We start from the raw sequence: 23,046 nt of genomic DNA, 5'->3' as shown, positions 1-23,046 counted from the left end.
TGTGCGCGTTTCATCTCAGCTTGCCCTCCTGAGGCTGTCATAGCGCGCGCAAGTCGGCGACCGGTTCATGGATCAGCCGCAGCGCATCCGGGGTTTGCAGGGTTGCGGCCGGACCCGGATCACGGCTGCGGCCGGAATGTTGATGATCACCGAGACCAAGCAGACACCGTGATCCAAAGCCTCCTGGCAGGCAGTATCGACAGCCGCCAGACCGTTGGTGGGAACACAGCCGAGGATGGTGACCATTTGCCGATCACCATCATGGATGCCCTTCAGGCGCCGGCGCACTTTCTCCATCGCTCCGAATGGACAACCTCCTGAAAGCTCACACCTAGAGGCAACGGAACCGAAAGTCCCATCGTCACCATCACCAGGCCAGAGGGCGATCTCTGACTTCGCCGTCCGCCAAGGATTCGGTTCTGCAAACCACAAAATTCGCCAGAAGCGGATGCGCCCGAGAATGCAAATGGCGGATATCCAACTCGCAGCGCCCCATGACTTCCCTCATTCGAACGCTCAGGCCGTAATCCTGTCGCAATGGTCGTCGTGAACATAGGATCGGAAAAGGTGGACGAGACATGAAGATCCTGTTGGTCGAAGACGAGATAAGGCTGGCGGAAGCGGTTGCGGCCTCGCTTAGCAAGAAGGGTATCGCGGTGGACCACACCGCTCTTCTTGGGGATGCAATCGAACTGGCTCAGCAACAGACCTACGATGCGATCGTGCTCGACAGACGCCTGCCAGACGGCGACGGCATCACGTTCATCCCTTGGCTTCGAAGCTCGGGCGTCTTGACGCCGGTCATTGTCCTCACTGCCAGAAACGAACCGACGGAAAGGGTCGCGGGCCTGGACCTCGGCGCCGACGACTATCTGGGCAAGCCATTTCTGATGGAAGAGCTTTTCGCTCGACTGCGCGCTGTCATGCGACGCCCGTCGGCCTTGGCGGAGCCGTCCATAGTCGCAGGACGGATGACCGTGGATCCGATCCGGATGGATGTCATGGTCGGCGAACTGCAGCTCGACCTGCCTCGTCGAGAGCTGATGGTGCTCGTTACCCTTGCGAAGCGAAAAGGTAAGACCGTCCTCAGATCGGCACTGGAAACCGAAATCTACAATTACGAGGAGACGATCCAATCCAACGCGCTGGACGCTCATGTGTCGCGACTGAGGAAACGCCTGGCTGACGCGGACGCCGGCGTGTCCATCCACAACATCCGCGGGGTCGGATATCTGCTGAAGGAACATTGATGCGATTTCCGAATACGTCGCTGTGGTGGAGACTGAGCTGGCAGCTCAGCCTGCTATTCGTCGTCATCACGGGATTGGTGATCGTCGGGCTGTGCATCTATGGGGCGATGATCCTTTCTCCGAACGTCGGTCTGGAGCACCGGCTTCTGAACGCTCTGAAAGGGTCCTTGAGCTACGAACCTGGACGAGGGCTTCGCATCAAAGACAGCGAACAGCTCACAGCGTTGAAGAATGACAATGCCAATCTCTTTTTCTACGCCGCAGCCCCGGACGGAACGGCCGTCGCATATGGAAATATTCCACCTCCGTATATGCAGCTCGCCAGGTTCGTGCCGCTTATCAAGGACGCCGACATTCGTGGCACGCTGGCAAGTAGCCCGGAGCCGGCTTCAGTCGACGACATTGAGATCGATACGACCGAGATCCGGGTGCTTTATGGCGGGCGTAACGGAAGCGAGTCGACATTCCTCACGATGCTTGGTGGCACATATCCGATCTATGTGCCTCTGCTTGCGGTTACCCTGCCCGCCCTCTTCTTCGCCGTGCCGCGACTGGTCAGGCGTTCGCTCTCAGGGCTGAGCGACGTCGTTCGGAAAGCTCCGGAGATCGACCCTCGCCAGCCAGGATCCCGGCTGCCAGTGGATCGGGTTCCGAGCGAGGTCGTTCCGCTTATCCATGCGTTCAATTCCGTTCTGGAGCGCCTTGAGCAGCAGTTCGCAGCCAGAGAACGTTTTCTGATCGACGCCGCACACGAACTCCGCACGCCGATCGCCGTCATGCAGACACGTATCGATACGACCCTGGAAGGAAGCACTCGCGAAACCATGATGGATGACATCGGGCGTCTACGGGAGACGGCGGAGCAATTGCTCGACTTCGAGCGGAGCGAGCAGTCGCCGGAGCCGTATGAACAAGCCGATCTGGTGGGAGTCGCCAGGAACGTCGTCGCCGACCAAGCTCCGCTTGCCATCAGAAATGGATATGAGATCTCGTTCGACAGTGAAGTGGACGAGCTCTATCGCCTGGTAAGTCCGTCGGCGATGTCACGCGCCATAGGCAACCTTGTGCGCAATGCGATCGACCATGGCGGAAATTCCGGCATGATATCGGTTCGCGTGTCCGAACGTGGAGGCATCTCGGTTTCGGACGAAGGCCCCGGCATTCCAGCGGCGCATCGAGACCTCGTGTTCGAACCATTCTACAGGGTCACGCCACGGAGCACGGGCGCTGGCCTCGGATTGAGCATCGTGAAGCAGATCGTGAGCCGTCATCGCGGGAGCATAACTCTCGAAGGCAATCCGACAGGAACGACAGTGATCATCCGCCTGTGACAAATACCGCGCTCCTCGCTCTGACGCTCGGTCAATGAAGCATAGTAAAATGAAATGGCCGAACCAAAAGGTCCGGCTATTTTGTACTGGAAAAAAGATAAGATCAAAGATGCTCGATCTGGCTTCGGCCCTGCCTAGAAGCGACGCGGTGCTTCCGGCTTGTTTCCGACGATGCTGTCGATCCGCTCCATGACGTCAGGCGTCAGCTTGCTCTTTTGCGAGAGGGCCGCGAGATTGTCCTGCAGCTGGCTTGCGCGCGAGGCACCGAGGATGACGGTCGAGACGTTCTTGTTGGCGAGGCACCAGAGAAGAGCGAGATGGGTGATCGACAGGCCGATCTCGTTCGAGAGCTTGGCGAGCTTGCGAACCTGTTCGAGCTGGGCGCGGCCGGTATCGGTGGACCATTTTTCCTTCAGCCATTCGTAGCCCGGCAGGTTCATGCGGCTGTCGGCCGGTACGCCGTCATTGTATTTTCCGGTCAGGACGCCCGAGGCGAGCGGTGACCAGATGGTGGTGCCGAGGCCGATCAGGTCGTAGAGCGGCAGGTACTCGGCTTCGACCTTCTGACGTTCGAAGATGTTGTACTGCGGCTGCTCCATGGTCGGCGGCGTGATGCGAAGGTCCCGGGCGACAGCATAGGCTTCCGTCAATTGCTGTGCGGACCATTCCGACGTTCCCCAGTAGAGCACCTTGCCCTGGGCGACGAGATCGTGCATCGCGCGGACAGTTTCTTCGATCGGAGTGTCAATATCCGGGCGGTGGCAGAAGTAGAGGTCGAGATAGTCGACCTGAAGCCGCTTGAGAGCTGCGTGGCAGGCGTCCGTCACATGCTTGCGCGACAGGCCGCGTTGCGTCGGCTTCTGACCACCCCAAAAGACCTTGCTCGAGACGACGTAGCTGTCGCGGCTCCAGGCGAGCGATTTCAGCGCTTCGCCCATGACGATTTCTGACTTTCCGCTCTCGTAACCCTCTGCATTGTCAAAGAAATTGATCCCGCTGTCATAGGCGAGCTTCATGAGATCGATGGCGTCGCCACCATCGACCTGCTTACCGAAAGTGACCCACGATCCGAAAGAGAACTCGCTCACCTTCAGACCCGATTTTCCCAAACGACGATATTCCATCACATATCTCCCAAAACTTATAAAATCTGCCGCCCCAAAATTGAGGTCGGCTTCGTACAATCAGGCAATGACTGATTTCGCGTAACCTATCTTATTGTCAATAATATGCGAGACCCCCGCAGTCACAAAGTCCTGCGTCCTATCGCATCACTTTTTTCTGTGGGCCTATTCGGGCCTCCGGGGGCAGAACCGCGCCTCTCGCTAGTAGCTGCAAGGACGATCGTTGCCAAATCCGCCGAGGCACGCCGGTCGGAGCCCAAAGTCGGCGCTTTGGGGGCCATACCCAATCGAACCGGTTTGTATCGAACTATCCGAGCTGGTCGTGCAGGACGAAGCGATGATTGCCACAATGACAGCTGATCCAATGACCAGCAGTTTTCGAAATTGAGACATTTGATCTACCCCCATACCGATAATCGGCGACACCGGAATGCAGCGCATATCAGCGTCGGCTAATGAAATAGGCCGGGCCGGAGTTCCGAAAACAGCGCTGTCGATCAAAATTTCGTCATTTGTGCAGTTTGCTGCGATCGGCCATCCAACTTTCATCGTCTGACGACGGCAAGGCGGCGGCTGGCGTTTTTCGCGACATCGGATACAACTTGCGACAAGTCAGCCTCTGAAGCTCAATTGCGAGCCAGAGAGTTTTTGCCGGGATTTTCATGCAGGTTTTCGAAGCGTTCCGTGTGCGCCGCCCCGCTTGCGCCGCCGTTATCGGTTTGCTGTTCGGCCCTGACGTCGTGATGGCCTATCTCGGTCGCGGCCTGATGGCGATCGCCTATTTTATCGGTGGGATTTCGGTGTCAGCGGGCCTGATTTGGCTCTTCGTCGAGCTTTCAATCCCTGGCGCTTACGGCTCGCTGATTGTGCTTGCCTGGCATTCGTTCGGTGCGATCCTCGGTTATCGCGTAGGGCCCTCGCTCCCGCGCGACACCACTTTTCCGTGGTACTCACGCTGGTACAATATCGTCCTGCTTTTCTCGGCTGCGATCTTGCCTCTGGCGATGCTTGCCAGACGTTTCGCATTCCAGGCCCTCCATTAATCCGTCGCTATCGCCTTCGTTGACAGTTTCCGCGAGGGTGAATAGCTGGATCAAACTCGACCGGAAACGCGGCGATGGATCGTCGCCACGCCAGTCCGCTCAGAAGCGGGTTGCCGCTGCGAAGATTCCAGCCAATCGCTCGATGCCAGCCTGGTCGTCGACATCGAAACGGGCGGGAAGCGGGCTGTCGAGATCGATGACGCCGACGATCTCATCGCCGTTTCTGATGGGAACGACGAGCTCGGAGCGGGATGCGGCATCGCAGGCGATATGGCCGGGAAACGCATGGACGTCTTCCACCAGAATGGAGGCGCGCTCCTTGACCGCCGTGCCGCAAACGCCGCGGCCGACGGGGATGCGCACACAGGCCGGCTTGCCCTGGAACGGGCCGAGCACGAGCTCGTCACCCTTGAGCAGGTAGAAGCCTGCCCAGTTGAGATCGGGCATCATCTGGTACATCAGGGCCGAAGTGTTGGCGGCGTTGGCGATCATATCCGGCTCGCCCTCGAGCAGACCCTGCAGCTGCTGGGCAAGCTCTCGATAGAACTCGGCCTTGTTATCCACCTCGATCGACGCCGCCTGGAACATTGTCACATCCACTTGCTGTTTCTGAGCCGCTGATATAGGCGGTCAGGCGAGTTTTGACAAACGGCCGATCCGACTACGGCAGTTGAATTGCGGCAGCGAATCCGGTCAGATTTGTGTATGACGAAGATAATCAGAATATCGGCCGCCCTCCTGTTGCGGAGCGACGGCCGTACGCTTTTGGTGCGCAAGCGCGACACCGTGGCCTTCATGCAGCCGGGCGGCAAGATCGAGCCCGGAGAGACGCCCGAGGAAGCCCTGATGCGCGAACTCTCAGAGGAGATCGGCGTCACCGCGACGCTTGCGGAGCTCGAATTCCTGGGTCAGTTTCAGGCGACGGCGGCCAACGAACCGGATCATGTGGTCATCGCCGATGTTTTCCTGCTGCATGTGCAGGATGACGATATCCACGCAACGGCCGAGATCGAAGAGGTCTGCTGGATATCGCCGTCTGAACCGGGTGAGATTATCATGGCGCCGCTGACGGAACACCATATCCTGCCATTCTACCGCCAACGGCAGAGCCAGGCGGCCGGCTGAGGGCATCAGGCATCTGTTTTGCGGAAAGCGATTGGCGGGCAGATTGATGTCGCCGGATGCCGCTCTATTCTCCCAGTGGATCAAGGGAGGATCGTGCCATGGCCTTCATTCGTACTCCAGATGCTTCCGCCAGCGAGAAGACGGCTTCGATGTACGCCTCGGCTGAGGCAAGTTATGGCTATCTGCCGAATATGTACCGGGCCTTTGGCCACCGACCTGAGGTGATGGAGCACTGGGGGACGCTGCTTGCCAGCATTCGCGGCCATATGAGCCAGCGGCGCTATGAACTGGTGACGCTGGCGGCGGCTAGGGAGCTCAAGTCGTCCTATTGTATGCTTGCGCATGGTTCGGCGCTGCTGCGCGACGGTTTTACCAATGACAGTCTTTCGGCAGTCGCCGGCGGCAGCGAAAAAGCGCCCATTGATGCCATCGAGCGGGCAATCATGGATTTTGCCACCAAGGTGGCGCGCGATGCGACTTCGGTGACGCAGCAGGATATCGACGGCTTGAAACGGCACGGGATGAGCGACGCGGAGATCTTCGACGTCACTGCGGCGGCGGCAGCCCGCTGTTTTTTCTCCAAGATGCTGGATGCGCTGGGTGCTGCGCCCGATCATGCCTATGCCGAACGGCTCGATCCCAAGCTTCGTCAGAATCTCGCCATCGGCCGGCCGATCGAGGGGCTGAATTCGAACCACTCGTAAGAGCTGCGATCGTGCGGTATTGGATTGGTCCTTACTGTGCTGGCGGGTCCGCAAAATGCGTGATCGCGAACTCGGCGATCTTCTGGCCGGCCTTGTCGGCGTCATCGAGCACTGATGGGAAAAGCTGCCACTGATGCGGCATTCCCGGCCAGACCTCAGCCGTCACATCGACGCCGTCCTTGCGTGCCTTGTCGGCAAGTCGCAGTGTATCGTCGAGCAGCAGTTCGCCGGAACCGACTTGCAGCAGCAATGGCGGAAAACCCGAGAAATCGGCATACAGCGGGGAAATGTCAGGATCTGTCGCGGAATTGTTGCCGAGATAGGCTTTACGCAGCGCCTCCAGCACATTCTTGTCCAGTACCTGATCGTTGGCGGCATTCGACGTGACCGATGCGCCTGATGCCGCCAGATCAGTGATCGGGCTGAGCGCCACGACGGCGGCCGGCAACGGCTGTCTGGAGCGCATCTGCCGCAGCACGGTTTCGATTGCGAGATTGCCGCCTGCGCCATCGCCGATAATAATGATATTTCCGTTGCTGTAGCCGCTGTCGAGCAAATAGCGGTAGGCGCTCAAGGCATCGTTGACCTGCGCAGGATAGCCGTATTCCGGCGCCCGCCGGTAATCGATGAGCAGCACGTCGCTGGAAGCGGCCTTGGCAAGCGAGCCGGCAAGCAGGCTGTGGCTGCGAATGGAGCCGCTGTAGAAACCGCCGCCATGAATGAAGAGGATCACACGCCGGCCGATCGGATGATGAAGGCGCGCCGGCCAGATCAGCTCGGCCTCGACCCCGCCGGCATCGACATGCCGGATCTGGATGCGTGTCGGCTCCGGCAACGTTTCCATGAAATCGCGGAACGCGGTGCGCCGGTCCCTGAGGGTCTCTGCGCCCTTGAAATGTTCTTTCCAGCGGGAAAGCAGCTTTTCGACCTGCTCCTGGGAGGCGGGTGTTTGTGCCGGCATTTCCTGCGCCGATATTTCCAGCGGAAAGGCAGACAGCACCACGGCTGCAAGTGCTGACAGCAGCCCTATGCGACATTCCACTTTCCACCGACTGCCAGCAGAAAAAATCGGTTTTCTCATTCGCCCCTCCGGCGCTGATCTTCCTTCGTGCGGCGCATCTTCACCACTTCGCCACCGAGAGTCAAAAGGGAGTTTTGACTGATCGCATAGGTTCGTAGCGCGTATTTTTAGTTGTGCTAAACTACTTTAAGGAGGGGAAGATCATGGACAGAGCCGCCCTGCTCGGGACGTGGCGCATGATCTCGTGGACGCGAACCGTCGTCGCGACGGGAGAAGTCAGCGACGCCATGGGTGCCGATCCCATTGGATACATCGCCTATCATGCCGATGGCCGGATGATGGCTTTCGTTACCAACCGACGCAGGCCGAAACCCAACGGCAAAGCCCCCAACGACAATGAAAAGGCCGCACTTTTCGATACGATGCTGGCTTATACGGCTGCCTATACGCTGGAGGGCGATAAAGTGATCCATCATGTCGAGGCCGCCTGGAACCCGACATGGGAACGGCCCCTTATACGCCCGGTGCATATCGAGGGCGACATGCTCGTCATCAGCGATGCGCCCGGCATCGATCCTATCACGGGAGAGGATGTCGTCTACCGGCTGGAATTCCGCAAGCTCTGACACTCACTCGCCCCGGATCGCGTCAATCACCGTCCGGAAGCCCGCCGAAATATGCCGCCGACTGGGATAGTAGAGGTAGAGCGGCTCCTCCGGCTGGCACCATTCGTCCAGCACCTGGATAAGCTGGCCGCTCGCAATCAGCGGCACCACCCTGCCCTCCCAGACATAGGCGAGCGCGACCCCGCTCAAGGCAGCTGCCGTCATCAATTCGTGGTCGTCGAGCGAGAGCGGGCCGGTCGGATGGAAGGTGATAGCCTGGCCGTCTCTCTCAAAATCCCAGGGGTAACGCGCACCCGAGGGGAACATGTTCTGAATGCAGATATGGCGCTTCAGATCATGCGGCGTCTCAGGCTTTGGCCGGGTTTCGAAATAGGCGGGAGAGCTGACGACGACGAGGCGCATGCGCGGCTTGATGCGCACGGCGATCATGCCCTCGGTGACACGCTCGCCGAAGCGAATGCCGGCATCAAAACCTTCCTCGACGATATCCACCAACCGATCCGTCGCCGCGATTTCGAGCTGCAGGTTGGGGTTCTTCATCAAGAGCGGCCCGATGACCTGGCCGACGACAAAGGGCGCAATGGAATTGCCGACATTGATGCGCACACGGCCGAAGGGGGTATCGCGGAAACGGTTCAGCGCATCGAGTGCAGAACTGATCTCGCCGAAGGCCGGATCGAGATGAGAGCGAAGCAATTCGCCGGCCTCCGTCAGCGAGACGCTGCGGGTCGTGCGGTTCAGCAAGCGGATGCCGATGCGGTCCTCCAGATTGAGGACGGCGTGGCTGACTGCGGAGGCGGTGACACCCCTCTCCTCTCCCGCCTTGCGGAAACTCTTGTGCCTGGCGACAGCGGCGAAGGCTGCCATTTCGGAAAGTTCAGTCGCTCTCATTGCTGAATTTCACTCATCATAGTCTCTCAAATAACGAATCTTATACATGAGTGAGATTTGCGTCAAATTCCTCTCCGTCAGCAACGAACTGCTGAAACAAACACTCTCAAGGAAAGGGAATTGCCATGAAAGTCTGGTTTATCACGGGTGCATCGCGTGGTTTCGGCGCGCTGATGACCAAAGACGCCCTTGCTAACGGCGACGCTGTCGTTGCCACCGCCCGCAACCCCAAGACCATCACCGAACAGTTCGGCGATCATCCGAACCTGCTTGCCGTCGCTCTCGACGTCACCAATGAAGAACAGGCCAGGCAAGCTGCCGCTGCCGCCATTGCCCGCTTCGGCCGCATCGATATCCTCGCCAACAATGCCGGCTACGGCTTGCTCGGCGCCGTCGAGGAAGCAACGGCCGAAGAGATCGAAAAGATCTACGCCACCAACGTCTTCGGCCTGCTGAAGGTCACCCGCGCCGTGCTGCCCTATATGCGCCGCCAGCGCTCCGGCCATATCTTGAACTTCTCGTCGATCGGCGGCTACTACGGCTTCCCCGGCTGGGGTGTGTACGGCTCCACAAAGTTTGCCGTCGAAGGCCTGTCGGAATCGCTGGCAACCGAAATCGAACCCTTCGGCATCAAGGTCACGATCATCGAGCCCGGCTTCTTCCGCACGGACTTCCTGCATGACAACTCGCTGGCAATCAGCCCGGCCTCCATTCCCGATTATGTCGGCACGCCGGCCGGCAACATGCGCGACTTCGCAGCCGGCGCCAACCATTCCCAGCCGGGCGACCCCGCCAAGCTGACCGCCGGCATCATCGAAATGGTGAACTCGGCCAATCCGCCGCTGCGCATGCCTTTCGGCAGCGATACGGTTGCCAAGATCGAGGAAGAACATGCCAGCGTGGAAAAGGAACTGGCCCAGTGGCGCAAACTCGCCGTCTCCACGGATTTCGAACAGACCGCCTGAGAAGGCCTGACTTTCCCCACAGCAACAAGCGCGCCCTCCGGCGCGCTTGTTTCATTTCATTTCGGCGTGAAGAGTGTCCAAAAGGCAAGATTTTCATTCGCCGCGGCGCTCTGATGGCCTATGTCTACCGCGTCATCATCAATAGGAAGAGGCAGGCATGGCAAGTACATCCATTTGTATTTACGGGGCCGGCGCCCTCGGTGGCGCGATTGCGGTCAAGCTTGCAAGCCAGCTTGGTGACAATGCGACCGTCTCGGTCGTCGCCCGCGGCGCGCATCTGGAAGCGATCCGCAAGAACGGTCTTTCCCTGCATGAAGCCGATGCCGACAGGCCGATCAATGTGCACATCGAGGCAACAGACGATCCGACCACACTGCCACCGCAGGACCTCATCATCACCGGCCTCAAGGGCCACCAGCTCGGCCCGGCTACGGAAGGCATGGCGGCGCTGCTGAAGGACAACACCCGCGTCGTCATGGTTCTGAACGGGATTCCCTGGTGGTATTTCCACCGGGATACGCAAAGCGGCCACGCCGAACTGCAGTTCGACGAACTGGATCCCGCCGGCAAATTGTGGCGTCTGATCGGTCCGGAACGAGTGATCGGCTGCGTGGCGATGCAAGGGGCTGAAGTCGTCAACCCGGGCGAAATCCGCCTTTCCAATGTTGGTCGTTTCGTGCTTGGCGAACCCTCTGGCGAGATGTCGACCGATCTCGAAACCGTTGCCGGCCTCTTTGCCAAGGCAGGCCTCAATGTTTCGACCACGCCGCGCATTCGCGACGAGATCTGGAGCAAACTGACGGGCAATGCGGCGTTTAACCCGATCAGCGCGCTGACGCGGACCTTGATGACCGACATCATGGCCAATCCTGCGCTTTTCCACATGGTTGGGAAGATCATGAACGAAGTGCGCGCCGTCGGCAGCGCTCTCGGCGCGAAATTCAGCATCACCATCGAGGAGAGGCTGCAGCAGTCGCGTCACATCGGCCCGGTGCGCACCTCGATGCTGCAGGATCTGCTGGCCGGCAAGGCGCTGGAAATCGTGCCGCTCGTCGGCATGGTCGTCGCACTCGGGCGCACCGCTAACGTGCCGACGCCTGTGTCGGAGGTCGTACTAGCGCTGGTGACCCAGCTCGACAAGGAAAACCAGCGCGGCGGCTGACCGCCGCCTCTTTATGCAATTCCTATATCCTCGATCTCTACTCCGAATGGATTTCCTATCGGAGGCGGCAGTAGCCTTCGCCTCAACAGCAAAGGTTACTACCATGCGAGATGTCATGTCCTCTCAATACCTGCCGCTTCGCCCCTACCGCATCACGCGTGGCAAGCGGCAGATGCGCGAGAAACGCACGGCCCAGGCGCTGATGATCTTCGGCATCGTGCTCGCCTGCGTGGAACTCTACGTGATCCTCGGCTCGCTCTGAGGCCTCATCATGAACAGTGCAGGAAGACTGCGCCTGGGTGGCGTGATCACCGCGCTCGTCACGCCGTTCCGTGACGGCGAGGTCGACCACGCAGCATTGGAGGCTCTTGTTGAATGGCAGGTGCTGAGCGGGGTCGATGGACTCGCTATCTGCACTGCGGCGGGTGAAGGACCGACACTTTCACAGCAGGAACGCCGCATGGTGCTCGACATCTGCATCCGGACCGCGGCGGACCGTATTCCGGTGATCGCCGCGGCCGGAACCAATTGCACCGAGAGTACGATCGCGTTTATCCGGGATGCGGAAGAATGCGGTGCCCGCGCTGTGCTTATCACCGTGCCCTATTATTCCAAGCCAGGGCAGAAGGGCATTCTCCGTCATTTCCAGCAAATCGCTGCGGCAAGCAATCTACCTGTTCTGATCGAGAATGCGCCCGCCCGTACGGCGAGTGACCTCACGGTGGAAACGCTGGAGCGACTTGCCGAACTCGAAGCGATTGTCGCCATCGTCGACGCGACCGGGGATATTGCCCGCTTCGCCAACATGCCGCCGGCACTGCGACACCGCTTCCGTTTCCTGTCCGGCCATGACGGTACCGCGCTGCCCTTTTATCTCTCCGGCGGCGACGGTATCGTTTCTGCGGCCGCGAATATCCTTCCCCGGCTCGTCACGTCGCTGCAGCAGGCGGCCTGTGGGAGCTACATATCCGCAGCACTTGCGCTGAGCGACAGGCTGCTGCCGGTTGTGACTGCGCTCGGTCACGAGGGCGATCCTGCGCGGCTGAAATATGCGTTGCAGATATTGCGCGGCACGCCGTCGGATCTTCGCCTTCCGCTTGTACCGACTGAGGCCGACAGCCGCTTTACCATCGCCAAGTCGCTTGCCCCCTTCATCGGCGGCAGCGCTGCGTGCATGGCGCTATCCCTATGAGATTTTAATATTTTCGTTTCCGGCGCCAAATGGAAACCCTATCCGCCGGCATCTATCTTGATGAGCGTGACACCGCCGCGACTATCAAACGGCGGTTGAGTTAGACTTCGAAAGGACAAACGATGTCACGCCTGACTGATACGCCTGCCAAGACTGACCCACTGCAACGTGGCGAGAGTGCCCACGCGGCTGCGGCCGATCCTTCCCACCCGCTGTTTGCCGGCATGGTCGCCGCTGCACCGCGGCTCGGCGCCGTCATGGCCTTTGCCGGGCTCGTGCAGATGAGCTTCCACCTGATTTCCCAATAAGCGCCGGATCGAGGATCACGACAATGGCAAATGCACAGCAACGCCGACAGATTTCGGCTCCCCTCACCGCCCGTCCGGCCCGCTTCACAGTCGGCCGCACCAAGGGCGGCGGCTGGATCGTCCAGGACCGCGAGGGGCTCGTCGGCGGTCTCTTCATCAATGAAGCCGCGGCCCTTCATTTCGCCGCGGAAGAATGCAACCACAATCCCGATGAGATCTGCCGTGCCGCAACGGGCATAGTGCTCGATTTTGCACCTCTTGCGCGTAACACCGGCAATATCCACTAAATACTGTGCCGTTCCTGCCATTTTGAAACAGCGGGAACGGCACCAGGCCCAGGATTTCCAACTTTTCCTTAACTGCCATCCTGATAGAGTCCCGCATGCAGAGACTATTTGTGCCGCGAGACCAATGCCGAAACCGAACTTCCGCTTCACCCACTACGATATCAAGGAACAGCGCGCCGGAACGATCGTCGAGGTGTCTCTGAGCGCCGTGAACAACGTGCGGCTGATGACGGCTCCGAACTTCCAGCGGTTCACTGAAGTGCTCGATTTCAAATATATCGGCGGTGTCGCGCGCAAATCGCCGGTCAGGCTCGCCATCCCCGAAAGCGGCCACTGGCATGTCGTCGTCGACATGGAAGGCCATCACGGGCTGGCGGACTCCTCCGTCAAGCTGATTACCGCTCCGGCTGCACAGAAGCGCGCCTGAGATCAGCGTACCCGACCTCAGCGCGGATTGCGCTCCTTGCGAAGTTTTGCCCACCAGTCCAGCCGTTTGCGGATCTCGCGTTCGAAACCGCGTTCCGGTGGATCGTAAAAAGTCTGGCGACCCATCTTTTCGGGAAAATAATCCTGGCCCGAGAAGGCATCCGGCTCGTCGTGGTCGTAGCGGTAGCCTTCGCCATATCCCTCGCCCTTCATCAGCTTCGTCGGCGCGTTGAGGATATGCTTCGGCGGCAGAAGCGAGCCATTCTGCTTGGCAGCGATCGTCGCCGCCTTGAAGGCGGTATAGACAGCATTGGATTTCGGAGCGGTCGCGAGATAGACGCAGGCTTGCGCGAACGCCAGCTCGCCTTCTGGCGAACCGAGATAGTCATAGGCATCCTTGGCGGCGTTGCAGATCACCAGCGCCTGCGGATCGGCAAGGCCAATATCTTCCACCGCCATGCGCACCAGCCGCCGGCCGAGATAGAGCGGATCCTCACCGGCATCGAACATGCGGGCAAGGTAGTAGAGAGCGGCATCGGGATCGGACCCGCGGACCGACTTGTGAAGCGCCGAGATCAGATTGTAGTGGCCGTCCTGCGCCTTGTCGTAGACAGGCGCCCGGCGCTGGACGATGCGCGTCAGGCCCTCGATATCGAAAGTCTCGCGCTCGCGGGCGGCGCGCCAGACTTCCTCAGCCAGCGTCAGCACTGCGCGGCCGTCGCCATCAGCCATGCGGATCAGGCTGGCGCGTGCGTCCTCGGTCAGCGGCAGTAGCCTGCCCTCGACCGTCTCGGCACGTTTCAGCAATTCCTCGAGGCTCTCTTCGTCATGCGATTTGAAGGTCAGCACCCGGGCACGCGACAGAAGAGCGGCGTTGAGCTCGAAGGACGGGTTTTCAGTCGTCGCGCCGACGAGGATGACTGTGCCATCCTCCATGACCGGCAGGAAGCTGTCCTGCTGGGCGCGGTTGAAGCGATGGATCTCGTCGACGAAGAGCAGCGTCTGGCGGCCATCCATGCGGCGCATTCGGGCGGCCTCGAACACCTTCTTGAGATCGGCAACGCCGGAGAAGATCGCCGAGATCTGTTCGAACGCCAAGCCCGCCTCGCCCGACAGAAGCCGCGCGACCGTCGTCTTACCGGTTCCTGGCGGCCCCCAGAAGATCATGGAGCCGAGAGAGCCGCTCTCGATCATCCGACGCAGAACGCCATCCTCACCGGTCAGATGTTCCTGACCGGTGACATCGCCAAGCGTCTTCGGCCGCAGGCGATCGGCGAGCGGCCGCCGGCTGGCGACCTCTTCCGGAACACGCGGCGCGAAGAGGTCATCACTCATCGGAAGAACTGCCTGATGTGCTGACCATCGCGTTCGATCTCGACCCGCCAGAGGCTGGGATCGGAATCGGCGATCTCCTGCAGGTCGCGGCTGGTTTTCACTTCGGCCCCATTGATGGAAACGATGATATCCTTCGGCTCGAAGCCGAGCCGGGAAGCAGGAGACCCACTCTCGACATCGGAGATAACCACACCCGTCGAATCGAGCGGCATCCTCAGTTCATCGGCCACACGCGGCGAAAGGTTTTCCACGACCGCACCGGTAAAGGGTGTGTGTCCGCCGATCGTGCGCTGATCGCGAGGCTGGGTTTCCGGTGCGCGGGCAAGGGCAAGCGTTATCTGCTGCTCGCGCCCGTTCTCCATGACCGTCAGGTTCACGGACTTGCCGAGGCCGGCAGTCGTCAATCGATAGAGAAGCGCATCCGGATGTTCCACGGAGACGCCATCGACGGCGGTGATGACCTCACCCGCCTTGAGGCCGGCCTTGGCTGCCGGGCTATCCGCTGTGACCTTGGCGATCAGCGCACCACGCGCCTTGTTGAGGCCGAGCGCATCGGCGACCTCAGAGGTCACCGGATCGAAGCTCGCACCGATATAGGGCCGCTCGAAGGATTTGACGCCTGAATCGGCCGAGGCGAGGAAGACCTTGACGAGATTGGCAGGAATGGCAAAGCCGATACCGTTCGACCCGCCACCGCGCGAGAAGATCGCCGTGTTGATACCGATCAGTTCGCCCTTCATGTTCATCAGCGCGCCGCCGGAATTGCCGGGATTGATCGAGGCATCCGTCTGGATGAAGAAGCCGAACTCGTTCTTGACCACCTGATTGCGGGCAAGCGCCGAAACGATGCCGCTGGTGACGGTCTGACCGACGCCGAAGGGATTGCCGATCGCCAGCACCAGATCGCCCACTTCCACCGCATCGGAATTGCCGATCGGCAGCGCCGGGAAATCAGCCTTGCTGTCGATCTTCAGCACTGCGAGATCGACGCGGTCGTCACGCAGGACCACCTTGCAGGGGAATTCGCGACCGTCTGACAGTGCCACCTTGATATCATCGGCGCCCTCGACGACGTGATTGTTGGTCACCACGGTGCCGTTCGCCTCGACGATGACACCGGAGCCGAGTGAAGACTGCTTCTCGGAACGGTTCGGCATCTGCTGGCCGAAGAACTGTTCGAAGAAAGGGTCACCGGCAAAGGGTGACTGACGCTGGACAGTCTTTTCGGCGTAGACATTCACGACGGCACCCGAGGTCTGCTTGACCAGCGGCGCGAAGGAAAGCTGCATCTGCATCTGGCTTTCCGGCACGGTCTTGGTTTGTGCTTCGGCGGCTGCCGGAAGCAGAAGCGTCAATGCCAGAAAAGAAACGGAGGCGTGTTTGAACAGGCCTTGCATGGGAATCCTTTTGAAATGCTCTCGAGAAAATGTTGTAGCGCCCGACGCTAGAAAGGAAAGAGGGCGGAAGCATGGAAGATCGAGGCATCATGGATTTGGGAATTTGAATCAGGAAAATCAAGCAGGTTACTGATATCTAAGCTCAAAAGCAGGGTACAGTCACCATGCAGGGACAATGCTTTGAAGCCAGGCGGACGGGCTTGATCCTTGCCGTAAAACGGACCTGCATCATCTTTGCCGTGAGACCGAAACAGAGTGTCCTTGCAGTAGGAGAGACCATGAAGACCACTATCCTATTAGCCGCGGCCTGCGCCACGCTTCTCACGTTTGCACCACAAGGCGCGCAGGCAGCGAGCTTCAACTGCGAGGCAAAGGAGCTGCAGCCGGATGAGAAGGTGATCTGTGAGAACCGCTCGCTCAACGACGCTGATGTGAAGATGGTGACGACCTTCGAGCTGCTGTCGGGACTGCTGGCCATGGGCGCGCGCGGTACGCTGCAGGACGAGCAGACCGCGTGGCTGAAGAAGCGGCAGGCCTGTAGCGCGGATGCTGCCTGCATTGGTGCTGCCTATCAGGAACGGTTGAAGCAGCTCGGCGAGACCTACAAGAACATCAATCGGCCCCTCTGAGGGTTCAGTCTTGATCTCCCCGGCCGCCCTGGAAATCGGCAATCATCTCGTTGATGAGGCTTGCGGCCTGGCGCAGACGTTCCTCGCCATAGGTAGCGCCATGTTCGTTTGCCCAGACGGCCTGGCGGGCGGAGATATCGGCAAGCGCCCTCTTCCCCGCACCGGTCAGCTCCATCAGCTTGGCACGCTGGTGGACCGGGTTGGCGCGGTAGGTAATCAGCCCCTCTCCTTCCAGAAGATCGGCGATGCGCTGCACGCCCTGGCGGGCAAGACCGAGCGCACGCGCTGCATCAGCAACCGACATCGGCGCGTGGTCGGCTGCAGCAAGCACCTGCCAGCGCGCGCTGGTCTGCCCTGCAGGTTTGGCGAGCGCATCGCCTTCGGCCTGCAAGTGGGCGGAAAGGCGGATCACCGAAATGGAAAGGGTAGCAAATGCATCGCCATCAGGCGTACGTTTTCTCATCATCTTGACAACATATTGTCATGTGTTAATAATGACAATATGTTGTCATATACTGCAACAGCACGCAAGGAGGAGCACATGAAGAAGACCTATCACGGAAGCTGCCATTGCGGCCGGATCCGCTACGAGGCCGATATCGACCTTCAGGCCGGAACCGGAAAGTGCAATTGCTCGATCTGCTGGAAGCGCCGCTACTGGGGCGCCAATATCAAGCCCGAGGATTTCCGCCTTCTATGCGAGGAGACCGGCATCAGCGATTATCAGTTCGGCACCTTCTCCGGCCATCACCGCTTCTGCGCTAATTGCGGGGTGCCAGCCTATGGCGACGGTTATGTCGAGGCGGTCGGCGGCGCCTATGTCTCGATCAATCTCGCCTGCCTGGACGATCTCGATCCCGCAGAGCTTGCGGAAGCGCCAGTGCAATATTTCGACGGCAGAAACAATAGCTGGTGGACCGTGCCGGCCGAAACGCGGCATCTCTGAAAATGAAAGAGCCCCTGATTTGTAATCAGGGGCTCCAACTAATCTCCAATAAGTCGGCTTATCGCGCGTTCAGATCGCGAACGGCGCCGCGGTCGGCGCTGGTTGCAAAGGCCGCATAGGCCTTGAGCGCGGTCGAAACATTGCGCTTGCGCGGCTCGGCCGGATGCCAGCCCTTCTGGTCCTGCTCGGCGCGGCGGGCAGCAAGTTCCGCATCGCTGACACGCAGGCTGATCGTACGGTTCGGAATATCGATGTCGATCATGTCGCCCTGGCGCACGAGACCGATGACGCCACCGTTGGCAGCTTCCGGCGAAGCATGGCCGATCGAGAGACCGGAAGTGCCGCCGGAGAAGCGGCCGTCGGTGATCAGCGCGCAAGCCTTGCCGAGGCCCTTCGACTTCAGGTAGCTCGTCGGATAGAGCATTTCCTGCATGCCTGGGCCGCCCTTCGGGCCTTCATAGCGGATGACGACGACATCGCCGGCCACAACCTCGTTGCCGAGAATGCCCTTGACGGCGGCATCCTGGCTTTCGAAAACCTTGGCCGGTCCGGAGAATTTCAGGATGGACTCATCGACGCCGGCCGTCTTCACGATGCAGCCGTCGACCGCCAGATTGCCCTTGAGAACTGCAAGGCCACCATCCTTGGAGAAAGGATGCTCGACCGAGCGAATGACGCCGCCGACGCGGTCGGTATCGAGTTCGTCCCAGCGAGCTTCCTGGCTGAAGGCGACCTGTGTCGGGATGCCGCCGGGAGCCGCGCGATAGAACTTGCGGACGGTCTCGCTGTTGGTGCGGGTGATGTCCCAACGATCGATAGCGTCACCCAGCGTTTCGGCATGAACCGTCGGGCAGTCGCGGTTGAGAAGGCCGCCCTTATCGAGCTCGCCCAGGATCGACATGATGCCGCCAGCGCGATGAACGTCTTCCATGTGAACGTCGGACTTGGCCGGCGCAACCTTGGAAAGGCAGGGAACGCGGCGCGACAGCGCGTCGATGTCGGCCATGGTGAAATCCACCTCGCCCTCGTGCGCAGCCGCCAGAATGTGCAGAACGGTGTTGGTGGAGCCGCCCATGGCGATATCGAGGGCCATGGCATTCTCGAAAGCCTGCTTCGAGGCAATCACGCGCGGCAGGGTCTTCTCATCCTCCTGCTCGTAATAACGGCGAGCAAGATCGACGATCAGGTGGCCGGCCTCAACGAAGAGGCGCTTGCGGTCGGCGTGCGTTGCAAGCGTCGAACCGTTGCCGGGCAGCGAGAGGCCGAGCGCTTCCGTCAGGCAGTTCATGGAGTTTGCGGTAAACATGCCGGAGCATGAACCGCAGGTCGGACAGGCCGAACGCTCGATGATCTTGACGTCTTCATCGGAGATCTTGTCGTCGGCAGCAGCGACCATAGCATCGACGAGGTCGAGCGCATGGGTCTTGCCATGCAGGACGACCTTGCCGGCCTCCATCGGGCCGCCGGATACGAAGACCGTGGGTATGTTGAGGCGCAGCGAGGCCATCAGCATGCCGGGGGTGATCTTGTCGCAATTGGAGATGCAGACCATGGCGTCGGCGCAGTGGGCATTGACCATGTATTCGACGCTGTCGGCGATCAGCTCACGCGAGGGCAGCGAATAGAGCATGCCGTCGTGACCCATGGCGATACCGTCATCGACGGCGATCGTGTTGAACTCCTTGGCAACGCCACCGGCCGCTTCGATTTCACGGGCGACGAGCTGGCCGAGATCCTTGAGATGGACGTGCCCAGGGACAAACTGCGTGAAGGAGTTCACCACAGCGATGATCGGCTTGCCGAAATCCGAATCCTTCATGCCCGTGGCGCGCCAAAGGCCGCGCGCGCCCGCCATGTTGCGGCCGTGGGTCGTGGTTCTGGAACGATAAGCTGGCATCGGTGTCTTCCTCAATATCCAGGAATTGTCTGGCGATGCGGGGCGGCAAAGGATTTGCGAAGGCCGGGCAGTCGCTGCTTTTTGGAATTGTCCTAATCCAATCGGCCCAAGCTGTCACTACCGGGAATGCCCAAAGCGGTACGGGCGGCACCATCAGGCATATACGGATACTAGGGCACTTTTGTTACGGTCTATTCCATCACGGACGAACACAAAAAATTGGCTTTTCGTCCCTAAGATTCAAGGCATACACACTGATCCAAAGCGCGCTATCTGCGTCTAAAGATTCACACGGGCCGCCCCGCCCAGGAGGAATTCGATATGCCAGCCTATCGTCCGCCCAAAATCCGCTCCTCGGAAATTACGCCGCGCGAGATTTACCTGAAGCGCCGGGAATTTCTCGGCGCTGCGACGTTTGGCGCGATCGCCCTCTACGGCGCCGGCAAGGCGAGTGCGGCGGCGCTTACGACCGTCAAGAGCAAGTACACGGTCGATGAGAAGCTGACGCCGCTCAAGGACGTGACCACCTACAATAATTTCTACGAATTCGGGCTCGACAAAGGTGATCCCGCAGCACTTTCCGGCAAGTTCAAGCCGCTGCCCTGGACGATCAAGGTCGACGGCATGGTCAACAAGCCCGGCACCTTCGATATCGAGGCACTGATGAAGGAGCTCCCGATCGAGGAACGCGTCTATCGCATGCGCTGCGTGGAAGCCTGGTCGATGGTCATTCCGTGGAACGGCTTTCCGCTTGCTTCACTTTTAGACAAGGTAGAGCCGCTGGGCAGCGCCAAATATGTCGCCTTCGAGACCGTCGTGCGCCCCGAGGAGATGCCCGGCCAGGCCGGCATCTTCCAGTCGCTGAACTGGCCCTATGTCGAGGGCTTGCGCATGGACGAGGCACGCCACCCGCTGACGCTGCTCGCCGTCGGGCTCTATGGCAAAACGCTGCCCAATCAGAATGGCGCGCCGGTGCGCCTCGTCGTGCCATGGAAGTATGGTTTCAAAGGCATCAAGTCGATCGTGCGCATCACGCTCACCGATCAGCAGCCCAAGAATACCTGGCAGGTGACAAACCCGCAGGAATACGGCTTCTATGCCAACGTCAATCCGGCAGTCGACCATCCGCGCTGGAGCCAGGCGACCGAGCGGCGCATCGGCGAAAGCGGTTTCTTCGGTGCCAACCGCCACCCCACCCTGCCCTTCAACGGCTATGCCGACCAAGTTGCCAGCCTTTATGACGGCATGGATCTGAGGGTCAATTTCTGATGACGGCGTTTTCGCTCGCCATTCCGAAGCGCTGGCAGCCGGCGTCCGTATGGCTGCTCTATGTCGTCGGGCTCGTGCCCGCCGCCTGGTATTTCTATCTCGGCGCGACGGATCAACTCGGCGCCGATCCCGTGAAAACCTTCGAGCTTTTCCTGGGCATCTGGACCATCCGTTTCCTGATCCTGACGCTTGCCGTTACCCCTGCCCGCGATCTCCTCGGCTGGAACTATCTGCGTTATCGCCGCGCGCTCGGCCTTCTGACCTTCTACTACGCATTGATGCATTTCACCGTCTACATGGTGCTCGATCAGGCGCTTGATATCGCGGCCGTCATCAACGATGTGGTGAAGCGCCCCTTCATCATGTTCGGCATGGGCGCACTGGCGATGCTGGTACCGCTCGCAGTCACGTCCAATAATTTCTCGATCCGCCGGCTCGGCAAGAACTGGATCTGGCTGCATCGCCTCATCTACATCATCGGTGCCTGTGCCGCGCTGCATTTTGCACTGTCCACGAAGATCCTCGATCTCGAACAGTATGTCTATGTCGGCCTGATCATCGCGCTGATCCTCTATCGCTCCTACAAGCCGATCGGGCGGAGCCGGAAGAAGGGGCAAGGACGAGAACGTGGCGGCCGCGCCGTGGCTTCATCGGCTTCGTAAAGCCGCGTTAAGACCTCAAAGGCGATGATTGCCTGCGCGCCGGATCAAGCCCATAGGCCGCCGCTATTCCGAAAGCGTATGCGACAATATTCCAGAGCGAGAATACCCGCCCAAGCAGCAAGGCGCCTGCGGTCGTCAATCTGAAGGCATCGAGCCAGGGGGTGTGGTAGAGCCGGAACAGCTCGACGCATATGGAGATAGCGCATGCGATGATGGCAATTCCTGCAGGCCGAATTCTTGCACCAAGGCCTCCAACAGCAAATGCCAGCAGGAAATACACCATCGATCCCCAAAGCAGCGAACCACTATATTTGACGACGACGAAGGGCAGATCGACGGAGTAGCCGAAGCGCCTGAGCATCAGGCCGGAAATGATGATCAGGAATAGGGCCGCGAGGCGCTGCAACTGCCAGCCTTGAATCACTCTGCTCAATTGCAATCGACCACCATGATCTCAACTGATTTGAACGCCTAATCGCGAAGCAGCAAATTATCAAGCTGGTGCTGTCCTAGCGTAACCGAGCCTGATAGCTTCCTACTGCTTCGAAACGAGTCTCGGGATCACTCGCAAGAACATGCCGAAAGTTGCCGCGCTTCAAGGATTGCTCCCTCTACTGGACAAGCATCTGATCGACCGACCGGCCGATCTTCCGCGCAATGGCATCGAACGCTTCGTCGTCGAATTCTTCTATTTCGGCATCAAGGAAGCCCGGGCCTGCCTCTTCGCGGGGCTGTTTTTTCTGTCGGTTTTTCTGGTGCCGCGTGCAGGCCTTGTCGGTATCCCGCGCTACGATCTGCTGCTGATTATCGCTCTTGCAATCCAGGCCTGGATGGTCTGGACAAAACTCGAAACCATCGATGAGTTGAAGGCGATCTCCGTCTTCCATGTGGTCGGTTTTGCATTGGAGGTCTTCAAGACTTCCGGCAGCATCCAGTCCTGGAGCTATCCGGATTTCGCCTATACGAAGCTTTTCGGCGTCCCGCTCTTTTCCGGCTTCATGTACGCGGCCGTCGGCAGCTATGTCATCCAGGCCTGGCGCCTGTTTGATCTGCGTGTGAGACACCATCCATCCTACTGGATGGCCGGGCTCACGGCATTGGCGATCTACGCCAACTTCTTCACCCACCACTATATCGGCGATTATCGCTGGTACATCGCCGCCTGCACGCTCGGTCTTTATGCGCGCACCACGGTCATCTTCAGGCCCTATGATCAAGACCGCAAGATGCCCCTGCTTCTCGCCTTCGTCCTGATCGGCTTCTTCATCTGGCTCGCAGAGAATATCAGCACCTTCTTCGGAGTGTGGCGCTATCCAAACCAGATCGGCGCGTGGTCGACCGTGCATATCGGCAAATGGAGTTCGTGGTGCCTGCTGGTGATCATGACCTTTACGATCGTTGCGAACCTTAAGCATATCAAACACAAGATCCACGTGCCTGAGTGAATTTCCGAAAA

Annotated in this window: 28 protein-coding genes and 1 pseudogene; 18 read left to right on the top strand and 11 right to left on the bottom strand. The window is 59.7% G+C overall.

Going from position 1 to position 23,046, the window contains the following annotated elements:
* Positions 1-15: 15 nt before the first annotated feature.
* A pseudogene (locus PMI11_RS02475) lies at positions 16-300 on the bottom strand (IS21 family transposase); the annotation flags it as partial.
* A gap of 278 nt (positions 301-578) precedes the next feature.
* Between PMI11_RS02475 and PMI11_RS02470 the strand changes: the two are divergent.
* Both PMI11_RS02470 and PMI11_RS02465 read left to right on the top strand, forming a co-directional pair.
* Positions 579-1,250: a response regulator transcription factor gene (locus PMI11_RS02470; protein ID WP_007812959.1), complete on the top strand. Its 672-nt coding sequence runs from the start codon at positions 579-581 to the stop codon at positions 1,248-1,250.
* Positions 1,250-2,581 carry a sensor histidine kinase gene (locus PMI11_RS02465; protein ID WP_007812957.1) on the top strand — a complete coding sequence of 444 codons (1,332 nt, stop codon included), beginning with the start codon at positions 1,250-1,252 and terminating at the stop codon, positions 2,579-2,581. The genes PMI11_RS02470 and PMI11_RS02465 overlap by 1 nt, the downstream gene beginning before the upstream one ends.
* Positions 2,582-2,715: 134 nt before the next feature.
* Here the strand turns inward: PMI11_RS02465 and PMI11_RS02460 are convergent, their stop codons facing one another.
* Positions 2,716-3,705: a potassium channel beta subunit family protein gene (locus PMI11_RS02460; protein ID WP_007812955.1), complete on the bottom strand. Its 990-nt coding sequence runs from the start codon at positions 3,703-3,705 to the stop codon at positions 2,716-2,718.
* Positions 3,706-3,906: 201 nt separating this feature from the next.
* Entirely contained in the window at positions 3,907-4,098 is a 192-nt protein-coding gene (locus PMI11_RS37960; RefSeq protein WP_081493205.1) for a hypothetical protein, read from the bottom strand.
* A 269-nt stretch (positions 4,099-4,367) separates the two neighbouring features.
* On the opposite strand from PMI11_RS37960, the gene PMI11_RS02455 reads away from it, so the two are divergent.
* Positions 4,368-4,748: a hypothetical protein gene (locus tag PMI11_RS02455; protein ID WP_007812953.1), complete on the top strand. Its 381-nt coding sequence runs from the start codon at positions 4,368-4,370 to the stop codon at positions 4,746-4,748.
* Between the two features lie 99 nt (positions 4,749-4,847).
* On the opposite strand, the gene PMI11_RS02450 is transcribed toward PMI11_RS02455, so the two are convergent.
* Positions 4,848-5,336: a GAF domain-containing protein gene (locus tag PMI11_RS02450; RefSeq protein ID WP_007812951.1), complete on the bottom strand. Its 489-nt coding sequence runs from the start codon at positions 5,334-5,336 to the stop codon at positions 4,848-4,850.
* A gap of 117 nt (positions 5,337-5,453) precedes the next feature.
* Here PMI11_RS02450 and PMI11_RS02445 point away from each other — a divergent pair, with 117 nt between their 5' ends.
* Positions 5,454-5,873 carry an NUDIX hydrolase gene (locus tag PMI11_RS02445; RefSeq protein ID WP_007812949.1) on the top strand — a complete coding sequence of 140 codons (420 nt, stop codon included), beginning with the start codon at positions 5,454-5,456 and terminating at the stop codon, positions 5,871-5,873.
* A gap of 98 nt (positions 5,874-5,971) precedes the next feature.
* A complete protein-coding gene (locus PMI11_RS02440; protein ID WP_007812947.1) occupies positions 5,972-6,577 on the top strand; it encodes a carboxymuconolactone decarboxylase family protein in 606 nt (201 codons plus the stop codon).
* 31 nt (positions 6,578-6,608) lie between these two features.
* Here the strand turns inward: PMI11_RS02440 and PMI11_RS02435 are convergent, their stop codons facing one another.
* Positions 6,609-7,538, bottom strand: coding sequence for an alpha/beta hydrolase (locus tag PMI11_RS02435; protein ID WP_244430523.1), 930 nt, complete (start codon positions 7,536-7,538; stop codon positions 6,609-6,611).
* A 263-nt stretch (positions 7,539-7,801) separates the two neighbouring features.
* On the opposite strand from PMI11_RS02435, the gene PMI11_RS02430 reads away from it, so the two are divergent.
* Positions 7,802-8,224, top strand: coding sequence for a lipocalin-like domain-containing protein (locus PMI11_RS02430; RefSeq protein WP_007812943.1), 423 nt, complete (start codon positions 7,802-7,804; stop codon positions 8,222-8,224).
* 3 nt (positions 8,225-8,227) lie between these two features.
* On the opposite strand, the gene PMI11_RS02425 is transcribed toward PMI11_RS02430, so the two are convergent.
* Positions 8,228-9,115, bottom strand: a complete 888-nt coding sequence (locus PMI11_RS02425) for a LysR family transcriptional regulator (RefSeq protein ID WP_007812940.1) — start codon at positions 9,113-9,115, stop codon at positions 8,228-8,230.
* A gap of 125 nt (positions 9,116-9,240) precedes the next feature.
* On the opposite strand from PMI11_RS02425, the gene PMI11_RS02420 reads away from it, so the two are divergent.
* From PMI11_RS02420 to PMI11_RS02395, 7 genes are all read left to right on the top strand, one after another.
* The gene (locus PMI11_RS02420; RefSeq protein WP_007812938.1) at positions 9,241-10,080 is read left to right on the top strand and encodes an oxidoreductase; all 840 of its coding nucleotides are present in this window, start codon (positions 9,241-9,243) and stop codon (positions 10,078-10,080) included.
* 157 nt (positions 10,081-10,237) lie between these two features.
* Positions 10,238-11,242 carry a ketopantoate reductase family protein gene (locus PMI11_RS02415; protein ID WP_007812936.1) on the top strand — a complete coding sequence of 335 codons (1,005 nt, stop codon included), beginning with the start codon at positions 10,238-10,240 and terminating at the stop codon, positions 11,240-11,242.
* Positions 11,243-11,357: 115 nt separating this feature from the next.
* Positions 11,358-11,504 (top strand): hypothetical protein, encoded by a 147-nt coding sequence (locus tag PMI11_RS37645; RefSeq protein WP_162831967.1) that lies wholly within the window; start codon positions 11,358-11,360, stop codon positions 11,502-11,504.
* 9 nt (positions 11,505-11,513) lie between these two features.
* Positions 11,514-12,434 (top strand): 4-hydroxy-tetrahydrodipicolinate synthase, encoded by a 921-nt coding sequence (gene dapA / locus PMI11_RS02410; RefSeq protein ID WP_007812931.1) that lies wholly within the window; start codon positions 11,514-11,516, stop codon positions 12,432-12,434.
* Between the two features lie 122 nt (positions 12,435-12,556).
* Positions 12,557-12,742: a hypothetical protein gene (locus PMI11_RS02405; RefSeq protein ID WP_007812929.1), complete on the top strand. Its 186-nt coding sequence runs from the start codon at positions 12,557-12,559 to the stop codon at positions 12,740-12,742.
* 23 nt (positions 12,743-12,765) lie between these two features.
* Complete coding sequence (locus PMI11_RS02400; protein WP_007812926.1) at positions 12,766-13,029, top strand: hypothetical protein; 264 nt, start codon at positions 12,766-12,768, stop codon at positions 13,027-13,029.
* A 124-nt stretch (positions 13,030-13,153) separates the two neighbouring features.
* On the top strand, positions 13,154-13,456 hold the full coding sequence (locus PMI11_RS02395; protein ID WP_007812925.1) for a DUF1883 domain-containing protein: 303 nt from the start codon (positions 13,154-13,156) through the stop codon (positions 13,454-13,456).
* A 17-nt stretch (positions 13,457-13,473) separates the two neighbouring features.
* On the opposite strand, the gene PMI11_RS02390 is transcribed toward PMI11_RS02395, so the two are convergent.
* Both PMI11_RS02390 and PMI11_RS02385 read right to left on the bottom strand, forming a co-directional pair.
* Positions 13,474-14,790, bottom strand: a complete 1,317-nt coding sequence (locus PMI11_RS02390) for a replication-associated recombination protein A (protein ID WP_007812923.1) — start codon at positions 14,788-14,790, stop codon at positions 13,474-13,476.
* Complete coding sequence (locus tag PMI11_RS02385) at positions 14,787-16,187, bottom strand: DegQ family serine endoprotease (protein WP_007812920.1); 1,401 nt, start codon at positions 16,185-16,187, stop codon at positions 14,787-14,789. Before PMI11_RS02385 ends, PMI11_RS02390 begins: the two co-directional genes overlap by 4 nt.
* Before the next feature lie 278 nt (positions 16,188-16,465).
* Here PMI11_RS02385 and PMI11_RS02380 point away from each other — a divergent pair, with 278 nt between their 5' ends.
* Positions 16,466-16,816 (top strand): lysozyme inhibitor LprI family protein, encoded by a 351-nt coding sequence (locus PMI11_RS02380; protein WP_007812919.1) that lies wholly within the window; start codon positions 16,466-16,468, stop codon positions 16,814-16,816.
* A gap of 4 nt (positions 16,817-16,820) precedes the next feature.
* Here PMI11_RS02380 and PMI11_RS02375 read toward each other — a convergent pair whose 3' ends face one another.
* Positions 16,821-17,282, bottom strand: coding sequence for a MarR family winged helix-turn-helix transcriptional regulator (locus tag PMI11_RS02375; protein WP_157179583.1), 462 nt, complete (start codon positions 17,280-17,282; stop codon positions 16,821-16,823).
* Between the two features lie 75 nt (positions 17,283-17,357).
* On the opposite strand from PMI11_RS02375, the gene PMI11_RS02370 reads away from it, so the two are divergent.
* Positions 17,358-17,762 (top strand): GFA family protein, encoded by a 405-nt coding sequence (locus PMI11_RS02370; protein WP_007812912.1) that lies wholly within the window; start codon positions 17,358-17,360, stop codon positions 17,760-17,762.
* A 58-nt stretch (positions 17,763-17,820) separates the two neighbouring features.
* Here PMI11_RS02370 and ilvD read toward each other — a convergent pair whose 3' ends face one another.
* Positions 17,821-19,659: a dihydroxy-acid dehydratase gene (gene ilvD, locus PMI11_RS02365; protein ID WP_007812910.1), complete on the bottom strand. Its 1,839-nt coding sequence runs from the start codon at positions 19,657-19,659 to the stop codon at positions 17,821-17,823.
* 321 nt (positions 19,660-19,980) lie between these two features.
* Here ilvD and msrP point away from each other — a divergent pair, with 321 nt between their 5' ends.
* Together msrP and msrQ are read left to right on the top strand one after the other, a co-directional pair.
* Complete coding sequence (msrP, locus tag PMI11_RS02360) at positions 19,981-20,928, top strand: protein-methionine-sulfoxide reductase catalytic subunit MsrP (protein ID WP_007812909.1); 948 nt, start codon at positions 19,981-19,983, stop codon at positions 20,926-20,928.
* On the top strand, positions 20,928-21,590 hold the full coding sequence (gene msrQ, locus PMI11_RS02355; protein WP_007812907.1) for a protein-methionine-sulfoxide reductase heme-binding subunit MsrQ: 663 nt from the start codon (positions 20,928-20,930) through the stop codon (positions 21,588-21,590). The genes msrP and msrQ overlap by 1 nt, the downstream gene beginning before the upstream one ends.
* 7 nt (positions 21,591-21,597) lie before the next feature.
* On the opposite strand, the gene PMI11_RS02350 is transcribed toward msrQ, so the two are convergent.
* Positions 21,598-22,023: a ribosomal maturation YjgA family protein gene (locus tag PMI11_RS02350; protein ID WP_037070561.1), complete on the bottom strand. Its 426-nt coding sequence runs from the start codon at positions 22,021-22,023 to the stop codon at positions 21,598-21,600.
* A 142-nt stretch (positions 22,024-22,165) separates the two neighbouring features.
* Between PMI11_RS02350 and PMI11_RS02345 the strand changes: the two genes are divergently transcribed.
* Positions 22,166-23,035: a DUF817 domain-containing protein gene (locus PMI11_RS02345; protein ID WP_007812902.1), complete on the top strand. Its 870-nt coding sequence runs from the start codon at positions 22,166-22,168 to the stop codon at positions 23,033-23,035.
* The last annotated feature ends 11 nt before the right edge of the window (positions 23,036-23,046 follow it).

Source organism: Rhizobium sp. CF142 (genome assembly GCF_000281145.1).
GTDB lineage: Bacteria > Pseudomonadota > Alphaproteobacteria > Rhizobiales > Rhizobiaceae > Rhizobium.
This window is presented reverse-complemented; position numbering and strand designations above follow the sequence as displayed.